Genomic DNA, 22,926 nt, shown 5'->3' on the forward strand with positions numbered 1-22,926 from the left:
ATGAGTGAAAGCATAGAAATATCAGCATCTATAGTTCTTTATAAAGAAAACATAAAAGAACTAGAAAAAACAATAGAAAGCTTTTTAAGTATAGATTTGCCTAAAAAATTATATTTAATTGACAATACTGTTGATAAACAATTTGACAATGTTTTTATCAATAAACAGATTGAATATATTGGCTTTGGAAAAAATGTTGGTTTTGGAATGGGCCACAATATGATCTTAAACAAGATTGAAAAAACATCTAGTTTTCACTTAATTTTAAATCCTGATGTTATATTTTCAAAAGAGGTCATTCCAACGCTTATAGAAGCATTAAAAAGAGATCCTAGTGTTGCAATGGTAGCCCCAAGGGTGTTATTCCCGAACGGTGAACATCAGTTTTCTTGTAGAAGATATCCAACTATTTTAGAATTGTTTGCAAGGCGATTTAAGTTCTTTTCAGGAACATTTAAAGAAAAAATAAGCAAAGGTGTTTATAGTGATAAAGACCTAAGTGCTCCTTTTTTTGCAGAGTATTTAACAGGGTGTTTTCAATTGTATAGAACAAGGGATCTTATCGATTTAAAAGGCTTTGACGAACGTTATTTTTTATATATGGAAGATGTGGATATTTGTAAAAAAATAGATGTATTAGGGAAGAAAAAACTATACTTTCCGCAAGTAGTAATTTACCATGTTCTAAAAAAGGGCTCAGAAAAAAACCTTTCACTTTTTCTTAGACACAGCTTGTCAATTATCCAATACTTTAAGAAATGGAAAAATTAAACAGATAATACATTTTCAGAATGTATATTTGTAGCTTAAAAGAACAACACGAACATGAATATTTTAATCTTAGGTTCTGGAGGAAGAGAACATGCTTTTGCATTAAAACTAGCTGAAAGTAACAAGGTAAATAAACTTTTTGTAGCTCCTGGAAATGCAGGAACAACTCAAATTGCAACGAATATTACTATTGATCCAACTAATTTTAAAGCGGTAAAAGAAACCGTCTTAGAGAACAAAATCAACATGGTTGTTGTTGGACCAGAAGCGCCATTAGTAAATGGAGTTCACGACTTTTTCTTGGCAGATGATGATTTGAAAAACATCTCTGTTATCGGACCTAAAAAAGATGGTGCCTTGTTAGAAGGAAGTAAAGATTTTTCAAAAATCTTTATGGAAAAACACAATATTCCTACAGCGCGATACCAATCGTTTACAAAAGAAAACTTAGCGGCAGGTTTTGCCTTTTTAGAAACCTTAACTGCTCCCTATGTTTTAAAAGCCGATGGTTTAGCAGCCGGAAAGGGTGTACTAATTTTAGATTCTTTAGCGGAAGCAAAAAAAGAATTAGAAGAAATGCTTACTAACCAAAAATTTGGAGAGGCTTCATCAACTGTTGTCATTGAAGAGTTTTTAGATGGGATTGAATTATCTGTTTTTGTGCTAACTGATGGGAAAAGCTATAAGATTTTACCATCAGCTAAAGATTACAAACGCATCGGAGAAGGAGATGAAGGGTTAAATACAGGTGGTATGGGAGCAATTTCTCCTGTTCCTTTTGCATCTGATGAGTTTTTAAAGAAAGTTGAAGAACGAATCGTAATCCCTACCGTAAATGGATTGCAAAAAGACGGAATTGATTACCGTGGATTTATTTTTATTGGTTTGATGAACGTTGCTGGAAATCCACAGGTAATAGAATACAATGTAAGAATGGGCGATCCAGAAACAGAAGCTGTTTTACCGAGAATTGAGTCTGATTTATTCGATTTATTTGAAGGTGTAGCCAATCAAACACTACATGAAAAATCGTTTTCTATCACTCCAAAAACAGCAACAACAGTCATGTTGGTTTCAGGAGGCTACCCTGAAGCGTATGAAAAAAACAAGGAAATCTCAGGAATAGAAAATATCGAGAATTCTATTGTTTTTCACGCAGGAACAAAATTAGAGAATGGAAAAGTTTTTACAAACGGAGGACGAGTTATGGCAATTACCTCTTTTGGTGATACCATTGAAGAAGCGTTAAAATTATCGTACAGTTCAATTGATAAAATTTCTTTTGACAAGATGAATTATAGAAAAGATATTGGTTTTGATTTGATATAAAAATGGTAAAAAAAATAATTGTAGCACCGCTAAATTGGGGATTAGGTCATGCCTCACGCTGTGTTCCAATTATTCATTTTTTAATTCAAAACAAGTATCTTCCTGTGCTTGCATCAGATGGGGCTGCTTTAGACTTGTTAAAAAAAGAGTTTCCAGAGCTTCCTTTTTTGGAACTCCCTACATATCAAATTCGATATAAAAAAAATCTTAAGTGGTCCTTGTTTTTAAAAGGTCCAAAGATCTGGAGAGCCGTTAAAGCAGAACATAAAGTTGTTTCTAACTATATTGAAGAACACCCAGAGGTTGTCGGCTTAATTTCAGACAATCGATTTGGTGTTAAAAGTCCAAATATTCCTAGTGTTTATCTAACGCATCAGGTTCAGGTGTTGGCAGGAATAGCAACTTTTTTTACGAGTTTTATACACCAAAAAATTATCGCAGGTTTTGATCAGTGTTGGGTTCCTGATACTGTTGATTCTAGTTTTTCAGGTAAATTATCCCATTTTAAAAATTCAAATATACAGGTAAAATATATTGGTGTTTTAAGTCGATTTAAAAAGAGATCTGTTGTTCAAACCATTGATGTTCTCATTCTTTTGTCTGGTGTTGAGCCCAATAGAACCTTATTAGAAAGCAGGCTTAAAAAACTCTTTCAAGGGTATCCAGGTAAGGTCGTTATGGTTTTAGGAAAAATAGAAGCTGAGCAAAAGACTTTCCAAGAAAACGGAATAGAAATAGTTAATTTTTTACTAACCAAAGACTTAGAAGATAAATTATTACAAACTAAGACCGTAGTGTGCAGATCTGGATATTCGTCTGTGATGGATTTGGCAATCTTAGAAAAAAAAGCATTTTTTATTCCTACCAAACATCAGTCTGAACAAGAATATTTAGCCTATTTTTTAAAGAGTAGCGAGAGAGCTCCCTTTCAAACAGAAGAAACTTTTACAATTGAAAGTTTGGATGAGCTAATAAATTATAAAGGCTTAAAAGCAAGTGAAACAAAGCTAGATAAAGAATTACTGAGCCTTTTCTAAGGTAAATGAAAATTCAGAGCCTTCACCATAGGTGCTTTTTAAGAGGATGGTTTCGTTATGAGCCTCTACGATGTGCTTCACAATAGAAAGTCCCAGTCCTGATCCTCCCTGCTCTCTAGAGCGACTTTGATCGACTCTGTAAAAGCGTTCAAACAAACGAGAAAGGTGTTCTTGCTTAACGCCTTCTCCGTTATCAGCTACTTTAATAATGTATTTCCGTTCATTATAAGACTCGATTCCAATGGTCGTATGTCCATTGTTTTTTCCGTATTTGATAGAGTTCACAACCAAATTAATTAACACCTGCTCAATACGTTCTTGGTCTCCCATTACATAAATTGGAAACTCATATTGCTTGTCAAAAGTTAGAGTGATATTTCTTTTTTTAGCACGCATCTCAAACAAATCAAATACATTTTGTATCAATTCTAAGATGTTAAAAGGTTTTAGATTCATTTTCAAACCATTGGTTTCTAGTTTAGCAATCATGTCTAAATCCTTTACAATGGCGGTTAATCGCTCTACTCCTTTATTAGCGCGTTCTAAGTATTTTTCTCTTATTTCTTTATTGTTACCAGCACCTTCAATAAGGGTTAAAATATACCCTTGAACTGTAAACAGTGGAGTTTTTAATTCATGAGCCACATTCCCTAAAAAGTCTCTCCTAAAGGAGTCACGCTCAGTTAAATTTTGAATTTCTATACGTTTCCCTTCTGCAAATTTTTGTACGCTTTTGCTTAGGGTTTCCATATCAGTAGTTACTGATTTTCTTTTGAGATCATCTACGTTTAAAAGCGATACTTCTTCATAAATTTTTCGCACCCTTCTGTAGATAAAAAACTCTACACGATACTGGATGATAAAAAACGAAACAACAAACAAACTCATTTCTGCTAAAACAGAAGCCAATAAGCCGTATTTGTGATATAGATAATAGGCAAGTAAAGAAATTAGACTTGCAACTGCTGTGAGGTACAAGGCTGATATAAATGCAAATGAATAGGTTTTTTTAAACTTCACAAGTTTGCGGTTCTATTAATCTTCGTCTTCTAATACAAATTTATAGCCTACACCTTTGATGGTTTTAAAATGGTCATCTCCAATTTTTTCACGTAATTTTCTAATGTGCACATCAATGGTTCTCCCCCCGACAACGACCTCGTTACCCCAAACCGTATCTAAAATGGTTTCACGTTTAAAGACTTTACCTGGTTTAGAGGTTAACAAAGAAAACAATTCAAATTCTTTTTTAGGAAGTACAATTTTTTTGTTGTTTTTAAACACAACATATTCTTCTCTGTTAATTACGATATCTCCAATAGTTGTAGATGTATCTTGGTCTTCCGTGTTTTTTAATCGACGAAGTAAAGATTTTACTTTGCTTAATAAAACTTTAGGTTTGATAGGCTTGGTAATATAGTCATCAGCACCAGCATCAAAACCAGCTACTTGTGAGTAATCTTCACCTCGGGCAGTTAAGAAAGAAATAATAACGTGCTCTAGGGTTGTTACCTTTCGGATTTTTTCACAAGCTTCTATCCCGTCCATTTCTGGCATCATAATGTCTAATAAAATTAAATGAGGAATAACTTTCTTTGCTGTTTTTAAGGCTTCTAACCCATTCGTTGCGGTAAACACCTGATAGCCCTCATTTTTTAAATTGTAACCTACAATTTCTAAGATATCTGGCTCATCATCAACCAATAAAATTTTAATGTCACTTTTTTTCATAAGACGTTTATCTCTAAATATAGCTCAAAAGTAGGGATAAAAACTTAAAAACGGAGAATAGTTAACAATGATTTAATCCCTTAACACAGGCTTAACCTTCAATTAATGCAAGCATAATTTAGAACTAACCTTATATTTACAAAACACCGAGACATTTGCACTTTATAAACAAGGTATATACCCTATAAAGTAAAATAATGAAAAAATTAATCATAGCATTTGTATTCGTTTCTCAGTTAGTTGCTGCGCAAAGTAAAGGAACTGTTACCGGATTATTAACAGACGGAGAAGTTAACAATGAACCTTTACCGTTTGCAAATGTTCTTATTAAAGGAACAACGATTGGAACGAGTACAGATTTTGATGGAAAGTATTCTATTGCTGTAGCTCCAGGAAATTATGTGTTGGTTTTTAGTTTTATTGGCTATGAAACTATAGAAAAACCAATTGTAATTACCGCAGACAAAACATTGGTCGTGAATCAAAAATTGAGCGCGAGTAAAGGTGTTACTTTGGATGAAATTCAAATTCAAGCGACAATCAATAAAGCAAAAGCTTCTGCTATTTTAATGGCTCAGAAGAAAGCGGTGTCAATTAAGACCACTATCGGAGCTCAAGAATTAGACAATAAAGGAGTCTCTGATTTGGCTACTGCGGTAACAAAAGCAACAGGGGTTTCTAAGCAAGATGGAACAAACAACGTGTTTGTAAGAGGGCTTGGTGATCGCTACAACTCAACTACCTTAAACGGTTTGCCACTTCCATCAAACAACCCTTCACAAAAGAACATCAACTTGGATATTTTTTCTACAGATATAGTTCAATTGATTGATATCAACAAAATTTATCAAAGTGAGATTTACGGTGATTTTGGAGGCGCCAATATTAATATCGTATCCAAAGAACATGTTGGAAAACCTTCTTTAGAAATTGGAGTGGGTTCTGGTACAAATACCAACCTAAGCGGTAATGGAAATTTTTATGTACAAGATGGTCCTGGCTTTTCTGGTTTTTACAATAACAAGTATCCGACAAATCCATTAAGCAGTTATGCATTTAATACCAGTTGGGATAAAACGACAAAATCGCCAATAGGAGCAGACATCTCTTTTAAAGGAGGAAAAAAATATCAAGTAGGAGAAGAAGGATCTATCAATTTGTTTGCAACTGCATCTTTTAAAAGTGGCTTTAAATATAAAGAAGGGATTAACAGAGGAGGTGTAAATGCACAAGGCTTGGCTTTTACAGATTATGCTTTTAAAGCTTATGATTACAACACCAATACAACTGCCATGTTAAACTTAGGTTACAAGGTAAATGCAAATAACAAGTATCATTTTAGTTCTTTGTTTATCAACTCGTCAAACCAAAGCTTAGATGAGTATTCTGGGGTAATCAATATTTTTGACAATGCTAGTAACGGCGGAGGTTTTGTGAGACGCTCTACTTTTGACAAGACTACTTTACTAATCAATCAGTTTTTAGGGAATCATAAAATTGGTGAAAAAATAGAATTGGATTGGGGTGTTGCTTACAATATGGTTAACAATGTGATTCCAGATAGAAGACAAAACATGTTGGTTCCTAAAGACAACTCAGATCCAACAGGTGTAAAAACAGTCTCTGATCTTGCAGCATCAGACAACCATCGTTTTTATCAAGACTTAACTGAAGATGAGGCTGCTGCAAATTTTTCTGCCAGCTATGCTTTTGCCAAAGACAGTGAAGATCTTTTTAAAGGAAAAATTACTTTGGGATATAGTGGTCGTTTTAAAAAGGTAGCTTTTCAAGCAACTCAATTTAATTTTCAAATCCTTAGAAACATCAATCAACCTGTAGTCTCAGAAAACAATTTGGATGACTACTTTAACCAAGCAAACTTGGCAAACAATTATTTTAAAATAGAAACTTTTAGAGGAGATGCTTCAACCTTAAATGCGCTAGATCCTCAAACCTATTCTGGAAATCAATTTATCAATGGAGGTTTTGCAAATGTTGAATATAAGTTTACACCAAGGTTTACAGCAGTTGGAGGATTAAGATTTGAGCATATTTACCAAGATATTGCATGGAAAACATCCTTAGATCCAAATGGAGCTAAAGACGCATTTGCAAAGTTTGAGTTTTTGCCAAACGTATCATTTAAATATGAAGTAACTGAAAAACAAAATCTAAAACTAGCCGCTAGTAAATCATACACATTACCACAATATAAAGAGAGAGCTCCTTTTCAGTTTGAAGAAGTTACTCAAATTAAATTTGGTAACCCAGATTTAGATTTGTCTACGAATTACAATGTTGATTTACGTTGGGAGTATTTTCCAAAAAGCGGAGAAGTTATTTCGCTTACAGGTTTTGGTAAAATTATTCAAAATCCAATCAATGAAGTGGTAGTAGCATCAGCAACTAATGATATTTCTTACTTAAACACAGGAAAACAAGCCACTGTTTTTGGGGCAGAATTTGAAATCAGAAAACAATTATTTTCAGTTGATGGAGATTTTGCAAACAAACTAAGTGCAGGATTTAATGCTTCGTATATGTATTCAAATCAAGATTTTGATCGCTTTAAGATTATCAATGAGACAAAGCTAAATGTAAACTTCACCAATTTAGAAGGTAAGTTAACCGGTGCATCTGATTTAATTGCGAATGCTGATCTTACTTACTTTAGAGAATTTAATGAAACTTCAAACATTTTAGGAACGCTTTCCTTTAATTATTTTTCTGATAGAGTTTATGCTATTGGATCTGCAGGTAAAGGTGATTTAATTGACAAAGGAGTCGGTAGTTTAGATTTGGTTTTAAAATCACAGCTTTCTAAAAGAGTAAAGCTAGGACTTAATGTGAAAAACTTATTAAACCCTTCTATTAAGAGAGTTCAAGATACTCAAAATGTTGAGGTTTTGTCTTTTAAAAATGGTGTTAATGCAAGTATCTCTTTAAGCTATAAATTAGATTAATTAGAGCTAACACTTCCTTAACAAACAACCCTAACAGTTAACAGATAATTAAAGTTTAGATAAGACCAATTTTTAATTCACTCCATTTCTTTGTGGTAGATAAAATTTAAAACAAAAATGAAAAAAACAGTATTATCAATACTAGCAATTGCAGCAATTGCTTTTACAAGTTGTACCGTCTCTAACGACGAACCTAGCAGTACTTTTACAGCAGATCCTGCAAATTTTAGCGGAAAAATCCAAGATGGAACCGTAACTTTAGATGCAAGTGTAGTTTATAACTTGACAGGAGCATTAATCGTAGAAGACGGAGCTAAATTAGTAATTCCAGCAGGTACCGTAATTAAGGCATCAGGAGGAACAAGTTCTTATATTGCTATTGCACAAGGAGCCCAAATTTATGTTGATGGAACTGCTGCTAATCCAGTAGTGATGACTTCATCAAAAGCTAGTCCTGCAGCAAAAGACTGGGGAGGTTTGGTAATCTGTGGTAAAGCGCCAACCAATAAAGGAGCAACAGCTACTGCAGAGGTATCAGATTTAACCTACGGAGGTACCGTAGCAAATGACAATTCTGGATCAGTTAGATACTTAAGAGTTGAGTATACTGGAGCAACCTTTAACGGATCAAAAGAGTTTAATGGAATTTCTTTATTCGGTGTGGGTTCAGGAACCACTTTTGAGTATGTTCAATCATTGGACGGAGGAGATGACGGAATTGAATTTTTTGGAGGAACAGTAAACGGTAAGTATTTAGTAGCTACTGGTTCTGGAGATGATTCAATTGATTTTGCAGATGGATGGTCTGGAACTGGAGAGTTTTGGTACATCAGCAAAGGAACAAAAGCTGGTATTGAAGGATCAAACAATGGTGATGATGGAAACGCAACACCAACGACTACTGCAGTCTTAAAAAATATTACAATTGTAGGACCTGGTTCTGAAGGAGCATTGTATATCAAAGAAGGTGGAGGACACTGGACTGCATCTAATATCTACGCAGCAGATTTTGATTTAGGAATCAAATTAAAATCAACAGATACTGCAGCAAATGACAATATCAAAAATGGAAACATTGTAATTACGAACATTCAGTTTGACAATGTAACAGCTAAAGATGAGTATGCTGGAGCAGAAACCTACTTTACAGAAGGAACAAATACTGGAGCTGGTAATGGAAAAAATATCCCAACTTGGGCAGCAAACTGGACAAGAGGATTGTAAATAATTTGAGTTAGTTGATTGATAAAAAAAGTAGGCCTCGGCCTACTTTTTTTTATTTTCACTATATTCACTTTAAAAATGCTGCTATGAATTTCTCTAAAAACTTACGGGATATTCTGTTTCTTGATATAGAAACGGTCCCTCAAGAAAACGCATGGGAGAAGCTCTCAGAGCCTATCCAAGAACTGTTTGCTCAAAAAACAGCCTATCAACGTAACAAAGATGAACTAAGTCCAGAAGAGTTTTATGAACGGGCTGGTATTTGGGCCGAATTCGGAAAAATTATTTGCATCTCGGTAGCCTATTTTAACCAAAATGACTCACAACGACAGTTGCGGGTTAAATCTTTTTATGGCGATGATGAAAAACAGTTGTTAATAGAATTTAAGGCTTTATTAGAAAGTCATTTTTCAAAACAGCAACACGTATTATGTGCTCATAATGGCAAAGAATTTGACTTCCCTTACATAGCCAGAAGAGTGATCGTCAATCAAATAGACTTACCAGCCAAGCTTAATTTATTTGGAAAAAAACCTTGGGAAGTATCACATATGGATACCATGGAATTGTGGAAGTTTGGTGATTATAAACACTATTCTTCTTTAAAACTTCTCACCACAATTTTAGGAGTTCCTTCACCCAAAGATGATATTGACGGGAGTGAAGTTGCTCAGGTATATTATGAGGAAAAGGATCTAAATAGAATTGTTCGTTACTGTGAAAAAGACACCATTGCTGTTGCTCAACTCTTGTTGCGCTTTAATAATGAGCCATTATTAGAAGCTACTGATATCGTTACAGCCTAATCTTCTAGTTTCATAGATAGCTCTAACCAACGCTCTTCTTTTTCTTCTAGTTGATCAATAATTTGTTGCAATTCAATTGAAGCTTTGTTGATGTTTTCTGCCTCAATGGTATTGTTTGCAAACAGGGCTTCAATTTCTAGTTTCTTTTTCTCCAACTTAGCCATGTCTGTTTCAAGCTGACCAAACTCACGTTTTTCTTGAAAGTTTAGACCCGTGCTTGTCTGTTGCTTGGCAGGAGCTTTTAATTCTTTTTTCTCTTGTTTTTCAGGAGGTTTTGAATCTTCGTAAGCTCTAAAATCTGAATAGTTTCCAGGAAAATTTTCTATTAAACCATCTCCTCTAAAAACAAGAAGTGAATCCATTATCTTATCCATAAAATAACGGTCGTGAGAAACCACTAGAAGGTTTCCAGGAAAGTCTAGTAAAAATTCTTCAAGCACATTTAAGGTAACCACATCCAAATCATTGGTAGGCTCATCTAAGATTAAAAAATTAGGATTCTGAATCAAAACGGCACACAAATACAAACGTTTTTGTTCTCCACCACTAAGTTTTTCGACAAAATCATACTGTCTTTTTCGATCAAATAAAAAGCGTTCTAATAACTGACTTGCTGTAATTTTTCGACCTTTGGTCAACGGAATAAACTCTCCAAACTCTTTAATAACCTCAATGACTTTTTGGCCTTCTTTAATATGGATTCCACTTTGGGTATAGTATCCAAATTTTACGGTTTCACCTAAGATGACTTTTCCTGAATCTACCGGAATCTTTTGAGTGATTAAATTTAAGAAAGAAGATTTTCCTGTCCCATTTTTTCCGATAATCCCAATGCGTTCTCCTCGTTTAAAAACATAGTCAAACCCATCTACAATAGTGGTATTGTCAAAAGCTTTTGAAATTTTATGCAATTCCAAAATTTTGCTCCCCAAGCGCTCCATGTTAATTTCTAACTGAACCACATGATCTTGCCTTCTTTTATGAGCTTTCTCTTTGATTTCGTAAAAATCATCGATCCTAGATTTTGATTTGGTAGTTCTTGCCTTGGGCTGTCTACGCATCCAATCCAGTTCTTTATTATAAAGGTTTTTAGCCTTTTCTACCGTTACTTGTTCTAAGGCGATTCGTTCTTCTTTTTTCTCTAAATAATAAGAATAGTTGCCTTTATAGCGATATAATTTTCCGTGATCTAACTCTACAATTTCATTACAGACTCTTTCTAGAAAATAACGGTCGTGAGTAACCATAAAGAGTGTTATCTTTTCTTTAGCAAAGTAATCTTCTAGCCATTCAATCATTTCCAAATCCAAATGATTTGTAGGCTCGTCCAAGATGAGTAAATCAGGTTTGTTTATTAATACGGTTGCAAGGGCTAAACGTTTTCTTTGACCTCCAGAAAGATTTGAAACTTTCATATCTAGATCTTCAAATTTTAATTTTGATAGAATCTGTTTGTATTGGGTTTCAAAATCCCAAGCTTGATGCTGCTCCATCAAATCAAATGCTTCTTGATAAGCTGTTTCATTCGAAGGGTCTTCAAGTGCCTTATTGTACTGGCTGATGATGTTTAAAACTGTGTTTTCTGAAGAAAAAATAGTTTCTTCTATTGTTAAGTTAGGATCTAAGTTATCTGTTTGGGCTAAGTATGAAACTTGAATCCCTTTTCTACAGATTACCTGCCCAGTATCTGGGGTATCTAGACCAGCAATAATATTTAGAATAGAAGTTTTTCCACTTCCGTTTTTAGCAACAAAAGCGACTTTTTGATCTTTGTTAATCCCAAATGAAAGCTCCTCAAAAAGGACTTTTTCACCATAAGATTTAGCGATGTTTTCTACAGATAAATAATTCACACAGATAATTTTTACAAAGAACTTAAAAAGTTCGTAAACTATTGCGTGTTTGATACTTTACTTTTATAAAAAAGCTTTTACAAAGCTTTTTTAAATTAGTATCTTGCAAGGATAAAAATTAATAAGAAAATGAAAATCATAGTTCCTATGGCAGGAATAGGTTCTCGATTGAGACCTCATACCTTAACCATTCCAAAACCATTAACTGTAATCGCAGGGAAACCAATTGTTCAGAGACTTGTAGAAGATATTACCTCGGTAGTCAATCAAAAAATAGAAGAAATAGCCTTTATTATTGGCCCAGCCGCCAAAGGATTCCCAGCAGATACTCAAGAGAAGTTGTTAGAAATTGCAGCTACTTTAGGGGCTAAAGGATCTGTCTATATTCAAGAAGAAGCCTTGGGCACTGCCCACGCTATTTACTGTGCAAAAGCCTCCTTAAGTGGCCCGTGTGTTGTTGCTTTTGCAGACACTTTATTTAAAGCGGATTTTACTTTAGACGCATCTGCAGATGGTGCTATCTGGGTAAAACAAGTTGAAGATCCAAGTGCTTTTGGAGTTGTTAAATTGCAAGATGGCGTAATTACGGACTTTATAGAGAAACCTAAAGACTTTGTTTCGGACTTGGCCATTATTGGAATCTATTATTTTAAAGATGGTGAAAAGGTACGAGATGAAATCCAGTATTTAATTGATAATAATCTTAGAGAAAATGGTGAATATCAGTTAACCAATGTTTTAGAATCTTTAAAACAACAAGGAGCTCGATTTATTCCCGGAAAAGTAGATGCATGGATGGACTGTGGAAAAAAAGACCCAACTGTAGATACCAACACGCAAGTTCTAGGTTTTGAACATGCCAATGGAGCTCAATTGGTAGCTTCTTCTGTCGTATTAGAGAATTCAGAAATTATTCAGCCTTGTTTTATAGGAGAAAATGTAGTTTTAAAGAATAGTAAAATAGGACCTTTTGTTTCAATCGGATCTGGTAGTGTTGTAGAGAATTCAACGATTACAAATTCTTTGATTCAGAATCATGTAAGCATTAAAAATGCCAAGTTATCACAAGCAATGATTGGAAATCACGCTACTTTTAATGGAGATTTTTCTTCGGTAAGCATTGGAGATTATTCAGAACTAAGTTAATCAATTTGAAAAGGAAGTTTGCACATACACTATTTTTAATATTGATTGTTGGGCATTCCTATTCACAAGATAGCATCCCTGTAGCAGTCAATCAACAAGAAGAAAAGCTCCTGAGTTTTCAAGAGCATTTTTTTGAAGCTCTTGCGCAAAAAGCAATTTTAAAATTTGCGGTTGCAATAGAACATTTGGAAAAATGCAATGAGTTAAAACCAAATTCGGTTTCTGTCTTATTTGAGCTTTCTAAAAACTACGGCTTGTTAAACAAAATGATAGAAGCGGTATCCTATGCTAAGCAAGCATTAAAAATGGAGCCAAACAATCGATGGGTTCTCGAGCATTTGTTTGAAATCTATCTTTCAGAAAAAAACAATAAAGCAGCTATAGAGCTGCTAGAAATAATTGCTCAGAGCAATCCTGGTAGGAATGAGCAATTGGTGTTGTTGTATTTTGAAAACAATCAAGCAAAAAAAGGAAAAGAACTATTGATGTCTTTACAAGAGAAACAGTTGTTAACACCTAATTTAAAGAAGTTATTAAGCTTTTCAAAAGAAAAACAAACCACGCCCAAGACGTCAGTAGTAGAAGTAAAGAGTTTGTCAAGCTTGCTAAAAGCCTTTAAAGGCTCTCAAAGTTTTGAGAGCCTACAAAAAATTCTAAGTTTGTCAGAAAAAGAAGATGCTGCTATCTTTTTAGCCTATGCAAAAAAAGGAGTGGAACTTTTTCCTGCTCAATCTTTTGTGTACCTAGCCTATGCAAAGGCATTAAACAAAGAAAAATCATATAAAAAAAGCTTAGAGACCTTGCAAAATGGCATTGATTTTGTAATAGACGATACCAATTTAGAAGCTGATTTTTATCTAGAAATGTCTTTCAGTTATGAGGGACTAGGAAATAAAGAAGCTGCCCTTGCAATGAAAAACAAATCCTTAGCTTTGCGTACTATAAAATAAATCGTATGAAACCATATCTATTTTTACTTGTTTTACTCTTTTTAGGGGCCTCATGTGGCTCTAGTAAAAAGGCAATGGGTACTGCTGTGGTTGCAGAACGCTTGGCGGCAAACAAGGTTGCTAAAAAACACTTAGCAACCAACTTTGATAAAGAAAGTGTAGAGGCTAAGTTAAAAGTTGTCTATCAAGATGCTAAAAACAAACAGAGTGTTTCTGTTAAACTGCGTTTACAAAAAGATAGTGTTATTTGGTTAAACGCTACGTATGCAGGCTTTTTAGTTGCCCGTGCAAAGATTACTCCCACTCGAGTTAGTTATTATGAAAAATTAAACAAAACCTATTTTGACGGGGACTTTACCTTGTTGAGAAATGTATTGGGTACAGAAGTTAATTTTAATCAGCTTCAAAGCATGCTTTTAGGTCAAGCAATTGTCAATATTGGAGACCAAGACTTTAGTTCAAAATTAGAGAACAATGCACATTTGTTGACACCAGAAAAACAAAATCCTCTTTTTGATTTGTTGTTTTGGATAAATCCACAGCATTTTAAATTAGACAAACAGGCCTTAAAAAACAGTGCAAAAAATCAATTGTTAGAAGTAGAATATCACGGATATTCAGATTTCGACGGAACTTTTTTCCCAAAAGAAATTGTGATAGAAGGCAAGCAGGCTGAAAAAGTGACTCAGATAACAATTGCCTATAAAAGTGTTGACTTTAACGTGCAATTTAACACACCTTATTCAATTCCTAGAGGATATAAAAAAATAGTTTTTGATGAGTAAAAAGATGCTGTTTCCTTGGGTTTTTCTTTTGTTTGTATTTGTAAACACAGCAATGTTTTCACAAACCAGACAAGAGCTTGAGGCGCAACGAATCTTACTTAAAGAAGAAATCAACAGGGTAAATAAATTACTATTTACTGCGCAGAAAAATGAAAAAAATGCCCTTGAAGATTTAAAGGATCTAAACCAAAAAATTGAAGTTCGCGAAAAGTTGATTGCTACCATAGATAAAGAGGCAAAAGCCATCACGAGAGAGATTAATAGCAACCAAAAGGAAATTGACAAACTAAGCAAAGAACTAGAGGTCTTAAAGAAAGATTACGCCGAGATGATTTTTAAATCATACAAAAGCAAATCAAGACAAAGTAGGATTATGTTTTTATTGTCATCTACCAGTTTTACTCAAGCGTACAAAAGAACTCAGTATATGAATCAATATGCTGCGTTTCGAAAAAAACAAGGTGAAGAAATAGGGGTTCAAACTCAAAAAATTTCAGAACTTAATAAAGTCTTACGAGATCAAAAGAAAAGCAAAGACACCTTAATTTTATCAGAAAAAGAGCAAAAAGCTCAAATAGAATTAGATAAAAAGAGCAAAGAAGGTTTGGTGACTCAGATAAAAAGAAAAGAGCAGCAATACAGAAATGAAATCAAAATTAAACAACGAGAAGAAGCTGTATTATCTGCAAAAATTGATAAGATTATTAAAGATGCGATAGCCAAATCAAATGCAAATAAGGGAACTACAAAAAACACTGGTTTTGCTTTAACTCCAGAAGCCAAGGCTTTGGCCGCAAGCTTTGAAAAAAACAAAGGAAGTTTACCGTGGCCTGTAGATAATGGATTGGTAGTAAGGCGCTATGGTACTCAAGCCCACCCGACCTTAAGAGGGATTACAATTACCAGTACCGGTTTGCATATCGCAACCAACCCAAATGCCAATGCAAAAAGTGTGTTTAACGGAACGGTGCTCGCAATTCAGGTTTTGTCTGGAGGTAAAAAAGCGGTGTTAGTACAACACGGAAATTACATTACAACCTATAACAATTTAGAAAATCTCTATGTAGAAACTGGAGACAAGGTTGTTACCGGGCAAGTACTTGGAAAAATATTTACCAACAAGGTTACCGGAAAGACCATTCTTATTTTTGCCCTACACAAAGAAACTCAAAGGCAAAACCCATCGAGCTGGATTTTAAAAAGATAAAATTTAGTTGTTAAATAAGGCTTTTAGCTCTGTTGCATCTTCAGGCTTCATTTTTCCTGATAAAATTAAACTCAGTTGTTTTCTACGAAGCGCTCCATCAAAACGATTTTTCTCTAATTCAGTTTCTGGAATGATCTGAGGAATCGGTACAGGGCTTCCTGTTTCATCCACTGCCACAAAGGTGTAGATTCCTTCGTTGGCACGAGCTCTTTCTCCAGATTCTCTGTCTTCTATCCAAACATCAACATATACTTCCATAGATGATTTAAAGGCACGTGACACCTTTGCCTCAACAGTAACAACACTTCCTACAGGAACTGCCTTTGTAAATGAAACATGATTAACGGATGCTGTAACCACAATTCTACGAGAATGACGTCGTGCAGCAATGCTACAAGCTCTATCCATTCTAGCCAAAAGCTCACCACCAAACAGGTTGTTTAAAGGGTTGGTTTCTCCTGGTAAAACCATATCTGTTAGTATGGTTAATGATTGTGAAGGTGTTTTTGCGTTCATCAAAAAAGGCTTTTATAATTGGATGCAAAGATATAGAAACCCAACGAGATGATGGGTTCATTTTAAATTTTTAGCTAAAGGATTATAATTTTTTGATTAGAAGCCAAGCGTCTTCTGAGTGGCTCTTTTTTAAGCTTGCTAATTCTTTTTCAGCTTCTTTTCTAGTTGAGAGACTTTTAAAAGTAACCTGAATTAGGCCCCATTTATTTTTTCCGATAATCTGAGCATCAAACCCTGCTTTTTTTAATTCACTTAGTTTTTGAGCCGCATTTTCTGGAAATTGAAAAGCACCTGCGATAATGTGAAAGTTTTTTGGAGCCGCTGTTTCTAAAGTCAAATTAATAGTTGGCAAAGGAGTATCAATAACAAAAGTTGCCGATTGAATTTTGTTTTCTACTTCTTTTTGTTGTTGAGCAGCCATCTCTTTTTGTTGATTGACTTGATAGCCATTCCAACCAAAAGCACCTAAAGTAAGCACAACTGCAGCGGTAGCGGCATACTTAAAAAAAGAAGAAGATTTCTTAGCTGTTTTTACAGCCATCAACTTTGTTGCTTGCTCTTGATATTCTGCACGTTTGATAGATGGAGAACTCACGCTTTCTAAACCAAAAGAACTGGTCAAATAATTGGTGCTTGGCGTAGGCTCAAAAACTAATTGTTGTTCTTTGTTTAAAGTTAGCTGTCCAATAGTTGCCAACTCTACACCTGAATTTTTTAGTTGTTTTTGCCAATCTAAAACGCTGTTTGCAATTAACTCAGTTGCCTTATCAAAAGAAATTTGTTCTGATACTGCAATGTGATTTGCCAACAAGCCATCATTGTTTTTTAGATGTGCATTAAAGGTGATTTGTTTGCTAGGCGGATAAAATGTATGCGAAAAAGCATTCAATTTTGCCGAGACAGCATTGGTTACAAAACCACCAAAATTAGGCACAATAACACAATCGTATCGGTATAATAAATCACTGATGTAGTTGGCTAAAATCATATAAACAAAGTTAGTATTTTTTTGCAAAAAAGAATCCCTAAAGCCAAAACTTATCAACAAAAAATTGTTGTATATTGAATTCCAAATTGTTATGTGTTGAAAAAAGAAAAACTACTTGCAGCCTTGCGGCTACAAAAGACGGTATCTGTGGGCCCAATTCAAGCTAAAAAACTCATCCGAGCGACCGGGAGTGTGGAGCAAATTTTTGAAGAGAAAACAAAGAATTTAGCAAAAATAGAAGGGATTGGTCTTCGTCCGTTACTACAACTTAAGGATCCTGAAACCAAGGCTAAAGCAATTAAAGAACTTGAGTACATAGAAAAAAACGCTATTGATACGGTGTATTTTTTAGACCCAGATTATCCTAGAAATTTGGCTCAGTGTATAGACTCTCCAATTCTGTTTTTTAAAGAAGGGAATCTCAATTTTAGCAATCCAAAAATTATTAGCATTGTCGGGACCAGAAAAATGACTTCTTATGGGAGAGCTATCTGCAAAGAGCTTATTGATGGTTTGGCTATTCATAACCCAATAGTTGTTAGTGGTTTTGCCTATGGAGTAGATATTTGTGCTCATACAGCTGCTATAGAAAACAAGTTACAAACCATAGCGGTCTTAGCACATGGCTTTGAAGAAATATACCCTAAGGTTCATAAAAAGTACATGCATCAGGTGCAAGAAAACGGCGGATTCATTACAGAATTTTGGCATGAGGACCCTCCTTTACGAGAACATTTTATCCAGCGAAACAGAATTGTAGCCGGGATCTCACAAGCTACTTTGGTTATTGAGTCTTCTGAGAAAGGAGGTTCTTTAATCACTGCAGATTTGGCCAACTCATACAGTAGAGACGTTTTTGCAGTACCTGGGAGAACCTCAGACGCTTTTAGTAAAGGCTGTAATCAGCTTATAAAAAACCACAAAGCGGCACTCGTTACCTGCGCAGATGATATCGCAAAATTATTAAACTGGGATCAGTCGGTAAAGGCAAAACCAGCCATCCAAAAACAGCTTTTTGTTACGCTTGATGACACCGAGCAAAAAGTCTATGATTATTTGCTAAAAGAGGGTAAACAATTGTTGGATGTGATTGCGCTTGATTGTCAAATTAGACTTCCTGTCTTGGCGAGTTTGCTCTTTCAACTAGAGATGAAAGGACTTGTACGTCCTTTGCCTGGAAAATTATTTGAGGCTGTTTAATACCCTTTTGTTGAATCCAAAATGGATTCCCAATCAAGTTGGGAATGACAAGCCACGTGCATTTTTGATGGAAAAAAAGCAAAAACAATAATAGTAATATCAAAGAGTAGAATGTCATCCATGAGCAGCTGTCTGCAGATAGGAAGAATTGAGGCTCCACAGAGATTAAATAAAAGATACATCAAAATAAAAAGACTACTTCTTCTTAGACCGTACACTTTCAATGACGACGGTGGTCAAGATCAAAAAGCCTCCAAAAAAAGTATTTAACGTAGGAACCTCATTTAAAAAAAGAAAAGCCAAAAAGATTCCAAAAACAGGTTGAATACTGCTCAATATACTCGCTGTAGAAACCGAGAAATAACGCAAAGAAAGTACCATTAATGTATGCCCGATAGCCGTGGTTAGCAATGCCAGTAGTAAGACATATGGGTACTGGGTTTGAATGCCAGAAACATCCATAAAAAACAAGAAAGGAGTTAAAAGCACAGCGACAATACAAAGTTGGTAAAACATCAGCATAGATCCGTGATACTTAGCAACATGTTGCTTTAAAATTAAAATCCGTACCGCATAAAACAACGCAGAGAGTATGCCTATTAAAATTCCTTTTAGATGGTTGTTTTCTAAGCTAAAATCAGGCGCTAATATGTATACTCCAATCAACACCACTGCTCCTAACACAAGATGAATTGGGTTTAGTTTGGTTTTCATAAAAAAGGGCTCTAACAAGGCCGTAATCACAGGAAAGGTGTATAAGGAAAGCATTCCCAAAGCCACGTTTGATAGTTTTAAAGCATAAAAATAGCTAATCCAATGTGCAGCCATACAGGCGGCACTTAGGACAAATGGAAGGTAATCTTTTTTTGATTGAATGCGTAAATCAATCTTTTTTATCCTGCAATACATCCACAGAAAAAACAGGGCAATAAAAGCCCTCCACCACACTAAAACTGGAGGTGGAATAGCAATGTATTTTCCTAAAACCCCAGAAGTACTTATAAAAAGTGTGGCAATTAAAACTTCAGAGATGTGTTTTCCATGACTTTTTTCCATCAAATAGATTTCAATACAGACAAGGCTTTTCCAACGGAATCAATATGGATAAAGGTCACCAATAAGCGCAAACCACTTTTGGTTTCTTTTTCTTTCATTACACAGCTTTTGCCATTTTGTTGTACGTATTTAAGCATTTTTCCAAAAGCATCCGTTTGATAAAAATCACTTTGCTGATTGGATACAAAGTACCCAACTAAACGTTTTTTCTTGAGGATGATTTTTTCTAGACCCAGTTCTTTTGCCAACCATTTGATGCGAACACTGTCTAGTAAGGCGCCAACTTCTTTTGGAAGTTCTCCAAAGCGATCTTTAATTTCTGACTCAAAAACAAGCAGTTCTTTTTCGTTTGTTAACTGGCCTAGTTTATTGTATAAATTTAAACGTTCTGTTATAGAATTTACATAATCATCTGGAAAAAGAATTTCAAAGTCAGTATCAATCTGTACTTCTTTGACAAACTCTTTTGGTTTTGATTGATCTTGAGGATAGAGTTCTTTAAACTCATTTTCTTTCAATTCTTCAATGGCTTCTTGTAAGATTTTTTGATAGGTATCAAAACCGATATCATTGATAAAACCACTTTGTTCTCCTCCTAGTAAATCTCCTGCTCCACGAATTTCTAAATCTTTCATGGCGATATTGATCCCAGATCCTAAATCAGAAAACAGCTCTAAGGCTGTGATTCGTTTTCTGGCATCATCGGTCATCATATGATAAGGCGGGGTAATAAAATAACAAAAGGCTTTTTTGTTTGATCTACCAACGCGGCCACGCATCTGATGCAGATCAGAAAGTCCAAAATTGTTGGCATTGTTTACAAAAATGGTGTTGGCATTTGGCACATCCAAACCACTTTCTATAATGGTGGTAGAAACCAACACATCAAATTCATTATTCATAAAAGCCAGCATCAATGCTTCAAGTTTTTTCCCTTCCATTTGCCCATGACCAATTCCAATCTTGGCAGACGGCAAAAGACGTTGTAAAAGTCCTGCAACTTCTTTAATATTTTCTATTCTATTGTGAATAAAAAACACCTGCCCTCCACGAGATATTTCGTACGAAACGGCATCTCGAATGCTTTCTTCACTAAAGCGAATAACATTCGTTTCTATTGGATGACGGTTTGGTGGCGGCGTGGTTATTACCGATAAATCTCTTGCAGCCATCAAGCTAAATTGCAGCGTTCTCGGAATAGGCGTTGCGGTTAGTGTTAGGGTATCTACATTTTCTTTGAGAGTTTTTAATTTGTCTTTAACTGCAACACCAAATTTTTGTTCTTCATCAATAATTAACAAGCCCAAATCTTTAAATTGTACCCGCTGATTGGTTAATTGATGGGTTCCAATAACGATGTCAACACTTCCATCAGCTACACCATTAATCACCCCTGTTTTTTGATTGGCTGTTCGAAACCTGTTGAGGTAATCTATGGTGACAGGAAAGCCTTTTAAACGTTCAGAGAATGTTCTAAAATGCTGATAAGCCAGAATGGTAGTCGGCACTAAAATTGCCACTTGCTTTCCGTTGTCCACAGCTTTAAATGCAGCTCTGATAGCAACTTCTGTTTTTCCAAAACCAACATCACCACAAACCAATCGATCCATAGGCTGCTCTTTTTCCATGTCTGCTTTTACATCCTGAGTGGCCGAATACTGATCAGGAGTATCTTCGTAGATAAAGCTAGCTTCTAGCTCATGCTGCATATGGCTATCTTCTGCAAACTGGAATCCTTTTTCTAGACGTCTTTTTGCGTAGAGTTTAATAAGGTTAAAGGCAATGTGTTTTACGCGTGCTTTGGTTTTTTGTTTGATTTTTTTCCAAGCTCCAGAACCCAATTTATACACTTTAGGGGCCTTGCCGTCTTTGCCGTTAAACTTGGATATCTTATGTAGAGAATGGATGCTGATATACAGGATATCTCGATCGCCATAGATGAGTTTAATGGCCTCTTGTTTGTTGCCATCTACATCAATTTTTTGCAGGCCACCAAATTTTCCAATTCCATGGTCCATATGGGTTACATAATCGCCAATTTCTAAATTATTTAACTCTTTTAAGCTGATAGATTGCTTTTTAGCGTATCCATTTTTTAGGCGAAACTTATGATAGCGTTCAAAAATTTGATGATCTGTATAGCAGAGTATTTTTTCATCTTCATCAATAAAGCCTTGATGTAAGGACATGACGATGGTTTGGTAGGCTACCTCTTGTTCTGCATCGTCAAAAATATCATGAAAACGTTGAGCTTGCTGTTCATTAGCACAGAAAATATAATTTTCATAGCCTTTGTTTCCATAAGAATTGAGGTTCTCTATTAGTAGGTCAAATTGTTTGTTAAAACTTGGTTGAGCCTGCATGTTAAATGAAACTGTTGATGCAGCAGTTGATGTTGTAGTAAAATGACCTAGCGTAAATTCATTTAACTGCGCTTTAATTAGCTGTCCATTGCAAAACAGTTCTTCTGGGCTAGCGTGTTTGAGCTCAGAGTTGATCAACTTAAAAGCAGTTTGGGCTTTTTCGTAAAGTGTGTCTAAGCTACCTGAAATCATCTCAATATTTTGAGCAAAAACAACCGTCTTAGAAGAAATATATTGTAAAAAGCTTTCTCGATTTTCTTGAAGCATTTTGTTTTCTACATTGGGCATAATTTGGACCTTTTTTAAGGTCTCTTTTGACAGCTGTGTCTCTACATCAAAACTTCTAATACTGTCTATTTCATCGCCAAAGAATTCAATCCTATATGGTTCATCATTCGAAAACGAAAAAACATCAATGATTCCACCTCTTACAGAAAAATCACCGGGCTCGGTAACAAAGTCAACCCGCTTAAAATGATATTCAAATAAGACCTCATTAACAAAATCTAAAGAAAGCTGATTGCCAACAGCCACTTTTAAGGTGTTTTTTTCCAGTTCTTTTTTGGTGACAACTTTTTCAAAAAGCGCTTCAGGATAACTAATTATTACCGCGGGCTTTTTTCTAGAATTGATTCTATTTAAAACCTCAGAACGCAGTAAGACGTTTGCGTTGTCTACCTCTTCTATCTGATAAGGTCTTCTGTACGAACCAGGATAGAAAAGTACGTTTTGATCACCCAATAATTGTTCAAAATCGTTTAAATAATAGGCGGCTTCTTCTTTATCGTTAAGGATGATTAAGTAGGGTTTTTCTGCCTCTTTAAATGTTTCAGAAATAACAAAAGACAACGACGATCCTACCAAATTCGAAATCTGAAAATGGTTTTTATCGTGTTGTAAGGCTTCTAAAATCTGCTTTGTTTTAGCAGATTTTTTGTAGTGATTTACAAGAATCTGTTTACTCAAGGATACAAAATTTGTGTAAAGGTACTATCTATTTG

General features: G+C 35.0%; 18 protein-coding genes. 11 read left to right on the plus strand and 7 right to left on the minus strand.

Translation table 11 applies throughout. The features are described from left to right. The 3 genes from WHC90_RS08450 to WHC90_RS08460 are packed head-to-tail and all read left to right on the plus strand — an operon-like array spanning window position 1 to window position 3,137. The gene (locus WHC90_RS08450) at window positions 1–771 is read left to right on the plus strand and encodes a glycosyltransferase (RefSeq protein ID WP_188598039.1); all 771 of its coding nucleotides are present in this window, start codon (window positions 1–3) and stop codon (window positions 769–771) included. Window positions 772–825: 54 nt separating this feature from the next. After that, window positions 826–2,100, plus strand: a complete 1,275-nt coding sequence (gene purD, locus WHC90_RS08455; protein ID WP_188598040.1) for a phosphoribosylamine--glycine ligase — start codon at window positions 826–828, stop codon at window positions 2,098–2,100. Window positions 2,101–2,102: 2 nt separating this feature from the next. Then, the gene (locus WHC90_RS08460; RefSeq protein ID WP_188598041.1) at window positions 2,103–3,137 is read left to right on the plus strand and encodes a glycosyltransferase; all 1,035 of its coding nucleotides are present in this window, start codon (window positions 2,103–2,105) and stop codon (window positions 3,135–3,137) included. On the opposite strand, the gene WHC90_RS08465 is transcribed toward WHC90_RS08460, so the two are convergent. Together WHC90_RS08465 and WHC90_RS08470 are read right to left on the minus strand one after the other, a co-directional pair. Then, window positions 3,120–4,157 carry a sensor histidine kinase gene (locus WHC90_RS08465; protein WP_188598042.1) on the minus strand — a complete coding sequence of 346 codons (1,038 nt, stop codon included), beginning with the start codon at window positions 4,155–4,157 and terminating at the stop codon, window positions 3,120–3,122. The genes WHC90_RS08460 and WHC90_RS08465 overlap by 18 nt on opposite strands. 15 nt (window positions 4,158–4,172) lie before the next feature. After that, on the minus strand, window positions 4,173–4,868 hold the full coding sequence (locus tag WHC90_RS08470; RefSeq protein ID WP_188598043.1) for a response regulator transcription factor: 696 nt from the start codon (window positions 4,866–4,868) through the stop codon (window positions 4,173–4,175). A gap of 197 nt (window positions 4,869–5,065) precedes the next feature. On the opposite strand from WHC90_RS08470, the gene WHC90_RS08475 reads away from it, so the two are divergent. The 3 genes from WHC90_RS08475 to WHC90_RS08485 all read left to right on the plus strand — a co-directional run bounded on the left by WHC90_RS08475 (window position 5,066) and on the right by WHC90_RS08485 (window position 9,861). Further along, the gene (locus tag WHC90_RS08475; RefSeq protein WP_188598044.1) at window positions 5,066–7,831 is read left to right on the plus strand and encodes a TonB-dependent receptor; all 2,766 of its coding nucleotides are present in this window, start codon (window positions 5,066–5,068) and stop codon (window positions 7,829–7,831) included. 117 nt (window positions 7,832–7,948) lie between these two features. Beyond that, complete coding sequence (locus WHC90_RS08480) at window positions 7,949–9,055, plus strand: hypothetical protein (RefSeq protein WP_188598045.1); 1,107 nt, start codon at window positions 7,949–7,951, stop codon at window positions 9,053–9,055. An 86-nt stretch (window positions 9,056–9,141) separates the two neighbouring features. Next, window positions 9,142–9,861, plus strand: coding sequence for a 3'-5' exonuclease (locus WHC90_RS08485; protein ID WP_188598046.1), 720 nt, complete (start codon window positions 9,142–9,144; stop codon window positions 9,859–9,861). Here WHC90_RS08485 and WHC90_RS08490 read toward each other — a convergent pair. Continuing rightward, the gene (locus WHC90_RS08490; RefSeq protein ID WP_188598047.1) at window positions 9,858–11,714 is read right to left on the minus strand and encodes an ABC-F family ATP-binding cassette domain-containing protein; all 1,857 of its coding nucleotides are present in this window, start codon (window positions 11,712–11,714) and stop codon (window positions 9,858–9,860) included. The two genes, WHC90_RS08485 and WHC90_RS08490, sit on opposite strands and share 4 nt — an antisense overlap. A 129-nt stretch (window positions 11,715–11,843) precedes the next feature. Here WHC90_RS08490 and WHC90_RS08495 point away from each other — a divergent pair, with 129 nt between their 5' ends. The 4 genes from WHC90_RS08495 to WHC90_RS08510 are packed head-to-tail and all read left to right on the plus strand — an operon-like array spanning window position 11,844 to window position 15,802. Continuing rightward, the gene (locus tag WHC90_RS08495) at window positions 11,844–12,860 is read left to right on the plus strand and encodes a sugar phosphate nucleotidyltransferase (RefSeq protein WP_188598048.1); all 1,017 of its coding nucleotides are present in this window, start codon (window positions 11,844–11,846) and stop codon (window positions 12,858–12,860) included. A gap of 5 nt (window positions 12,861–12,865) precedes the next feature. Next, window positions 12,866–13,810, plus strand: a complete 945-nt coding sequence (locus tag WHC90_RS08500; RefSeq protein WP_188598049.1) for a tetratricopeptide repeat protein — start codon at window positions 12,866–12,868, stop codon at window positions 13,808–13,810. A gap of 5 nt (window positions 13,811–13,815) precedes the next feature. Continuing rightward, window positions 13,816–14,595, plus strand: coding sequence for a DUF4292 domain-containing protein (locus WHC90_RS08505; RefSeq protein ID WP_188598050.1), 780 nt, complete (start codon window positions 13,816–13,818; stop codon window positions 14,593–14,595). Further along, a complete protein-coding gene (locus WHC90_RS08510) occupies window positions 14,588–15,802 on the plus strand; it encodes a murein hydrolase activator EnvC family protein (protein ID WP_229664894.1) in 1,215 nt (404 codons plus the stop codon). The genes WHC90_RS08505 and WHC90_RS08510 overlap by 8 nt, the downstream gene beginning before the upstream one ends. Window positions 15,803–15,805: 3 nt before the next feature. Here the strand turns inward: WHC90_RS08510 and WHC90_RS08515 are convergent, their stop codons facing one another. Both WHC90_RS08515 and WHC90_RS08520 read right to left on the minus strand, forming a co-directional pair. Then, window positions 15,806–16,318, minus strand: coding sequence for an acyl-CoA thioesterase (locus tag WHC90_RS08515; protein ID WP_188598051.1), 513 nt, complete (start codon window positions 16,316–16,318; stop codon window positions 15,806–15,808). An 82-nt stretch (window positions 16,319–16,400) separates the two neighbouring features. Further along, window positions 16,401–17,306 carry an SPOR domain-containing protein gene (locus WHC90_RS08520; protein ID WP_188598052.1) on the minus strand — a complete coding sequence of 302 codons (906 nt, stop codon included), beginning with the start codon at window positions 17,304–17,306 and terminating at the stop codon, window positions 16,401–16,403. 96 nt (window positions 17,307–17,402) lie between these two features. Between WHC90_RS08520 and dprA the strand changes: the two genes are divergently transcribed. Then, window positions 17,403–18,506, plus strand: coding sequence for a DNA-processing protein DprA (gene dprA, locus WHC90_RS08525; protein ID WP_188598053.1), 1,104 nt, complete (start codon window positions 17,403–17,405; stop codon window positions 18,504–18,506). Window positions 18,507–18,701: 195 nt separating this feature from the next. Here the strand turns inward: dprA and WHC90_RS08530 are convergent, their stop codons facing one another. Together WHC90_RS08530 and mfd are read right to left on the minus strand one after the other, a co-directional pair. Beyond that, on the minus strand, window positions 18,702–19,562 hold the full coding sequence (locus WHC90_RS08530; protein WP_188598054.1) for a DMT family transporter: 861 nt from the start codon (window positions 19,560–19,562) through the stop codon (window positions 18,702–18,704). Beyond that, the gene (gene mfd / locus WHC90_RS08535; protein ID WP_188598055.1) at window positions 19,562–22,891 is read right to left on the minus strand and encodes a transcription-repair coupling factor; all 3,330 of its coding nucleotides are present in this window, start codon (window positions 22,889–22,891) and stop codon (window positions 19,562–19,564) included. Before mfd ends, WHC90_RS08530 begins: the two co-directional genes overlap by 1 nt. Between the last annotated feature and the right edge of the window lie 35 nt (window positions 22,892–22,926).

The organism is Polaribacter pacificus, from assembly GCF_038024035.1.
GTDB lineage: Bacteria > Bacteroidota > Bacteroidia > Flavobacteriales > Flavobacteriaceae > Polaribacter > Polaribacter pacificus.

What these genes read in the sequence shown, in the direction of transcription:
- WHC90_RS08450 (WP_188598039.1), top strand. Translation starts at nt 1, where the DNA reads ATGAGTGAAAGCATAGAAATATCAGCATCTATAGTTCTTTATAAAGAA.
- purD (WP_188598040.1), top strand. Translation starts at nt 826, where the DNA reads ATGAATATTTTAATCTTAGGTTCTGGAGGAAGAGAACATGCTTTTGCA.
- WHC90_RS08460 (WP_188598041.1), top strand. Translation starts at nt 2,103, where the DNA reads ATGGTAAAAAAAATAATTGTAGCACCGCTAAATTGGGGATTAGGTCAT.
- WHC90_RS08470 (WP_188598043.1), bottom strand. Translation starts at nt 4,868, where the DNA reads ATGAAAAAAAGTGACATTAAAATTTTATTGGTTGATGATGAGCCAGAT.
- WHC90_RS08475 (WP_188598044.1), top strand. Translation starts at nt 5,066, where the DNA reads ATGAAAAAATTAATCATAGCATTTGTATTCGTTTCTCAGTTAGTTGCT.
- WHC90_RS08480 (WP_188598045.1), top strand. Translation starts at nt 7,949, where the DNA reads ATGAAAAAAACAGTATTATCAATACTAGCAATTGCAGCAATTGCTTTT.
- WHC90_RS08485 (WP_188598046.1), top strand. Translation starts at nt 9,142, where the DNA reads ATGAATTTCTCTAAAAACTTACGGGATATTCTGTTTCTTGATATAGAA.
- WHC90_RS08495 (WP_188598048.1), top strand. Translation starts at nt 11,844, where the DNA reads ATGAAAATCATAGTTCCTATGGCAGGAATAGGTTCTCGATTGAGACCT.
- WHC90_RS08505 (WP_188598050.1), top strand. Translation starts at nt 13,816, where the DNA reads ATGAAACCATATCTATTTTTACTTGTTTTACTCTTTTTAGGGGCCTCA.
- WHC90_RS08510 (WP_229664894.1), top strand. Translation starts at nt 14,588, where the DNA reads ATGAGTAAAAAGATGCTGTTTCCTTGGGTTTTTCTTTTGTTTGTATTT.
- WHC90_RS08515 (WP_188598051.1), bottom strand. Translation starts at nt 16,318, where the DNA reads ATGAACGCAAAAACACCTTCACAATCATTAACCATACTAACAGATATG.
- WHC90_RS08520 (WP_188598052.1), bottom strand. Translation starts at nt 17,306, where the DNA reads ATGATTTTAGCCAACTACATCAGTGATTTATTATACCGATACGATTGT.
- WHC90_RS08530 (WP_188598054.1), bottom strand. Translation starts at nt 19,562, where the DNA reads ATGGAAAAAAGTCATGGAAAACACATCTCTGAAGTTTTAATTGCCACA.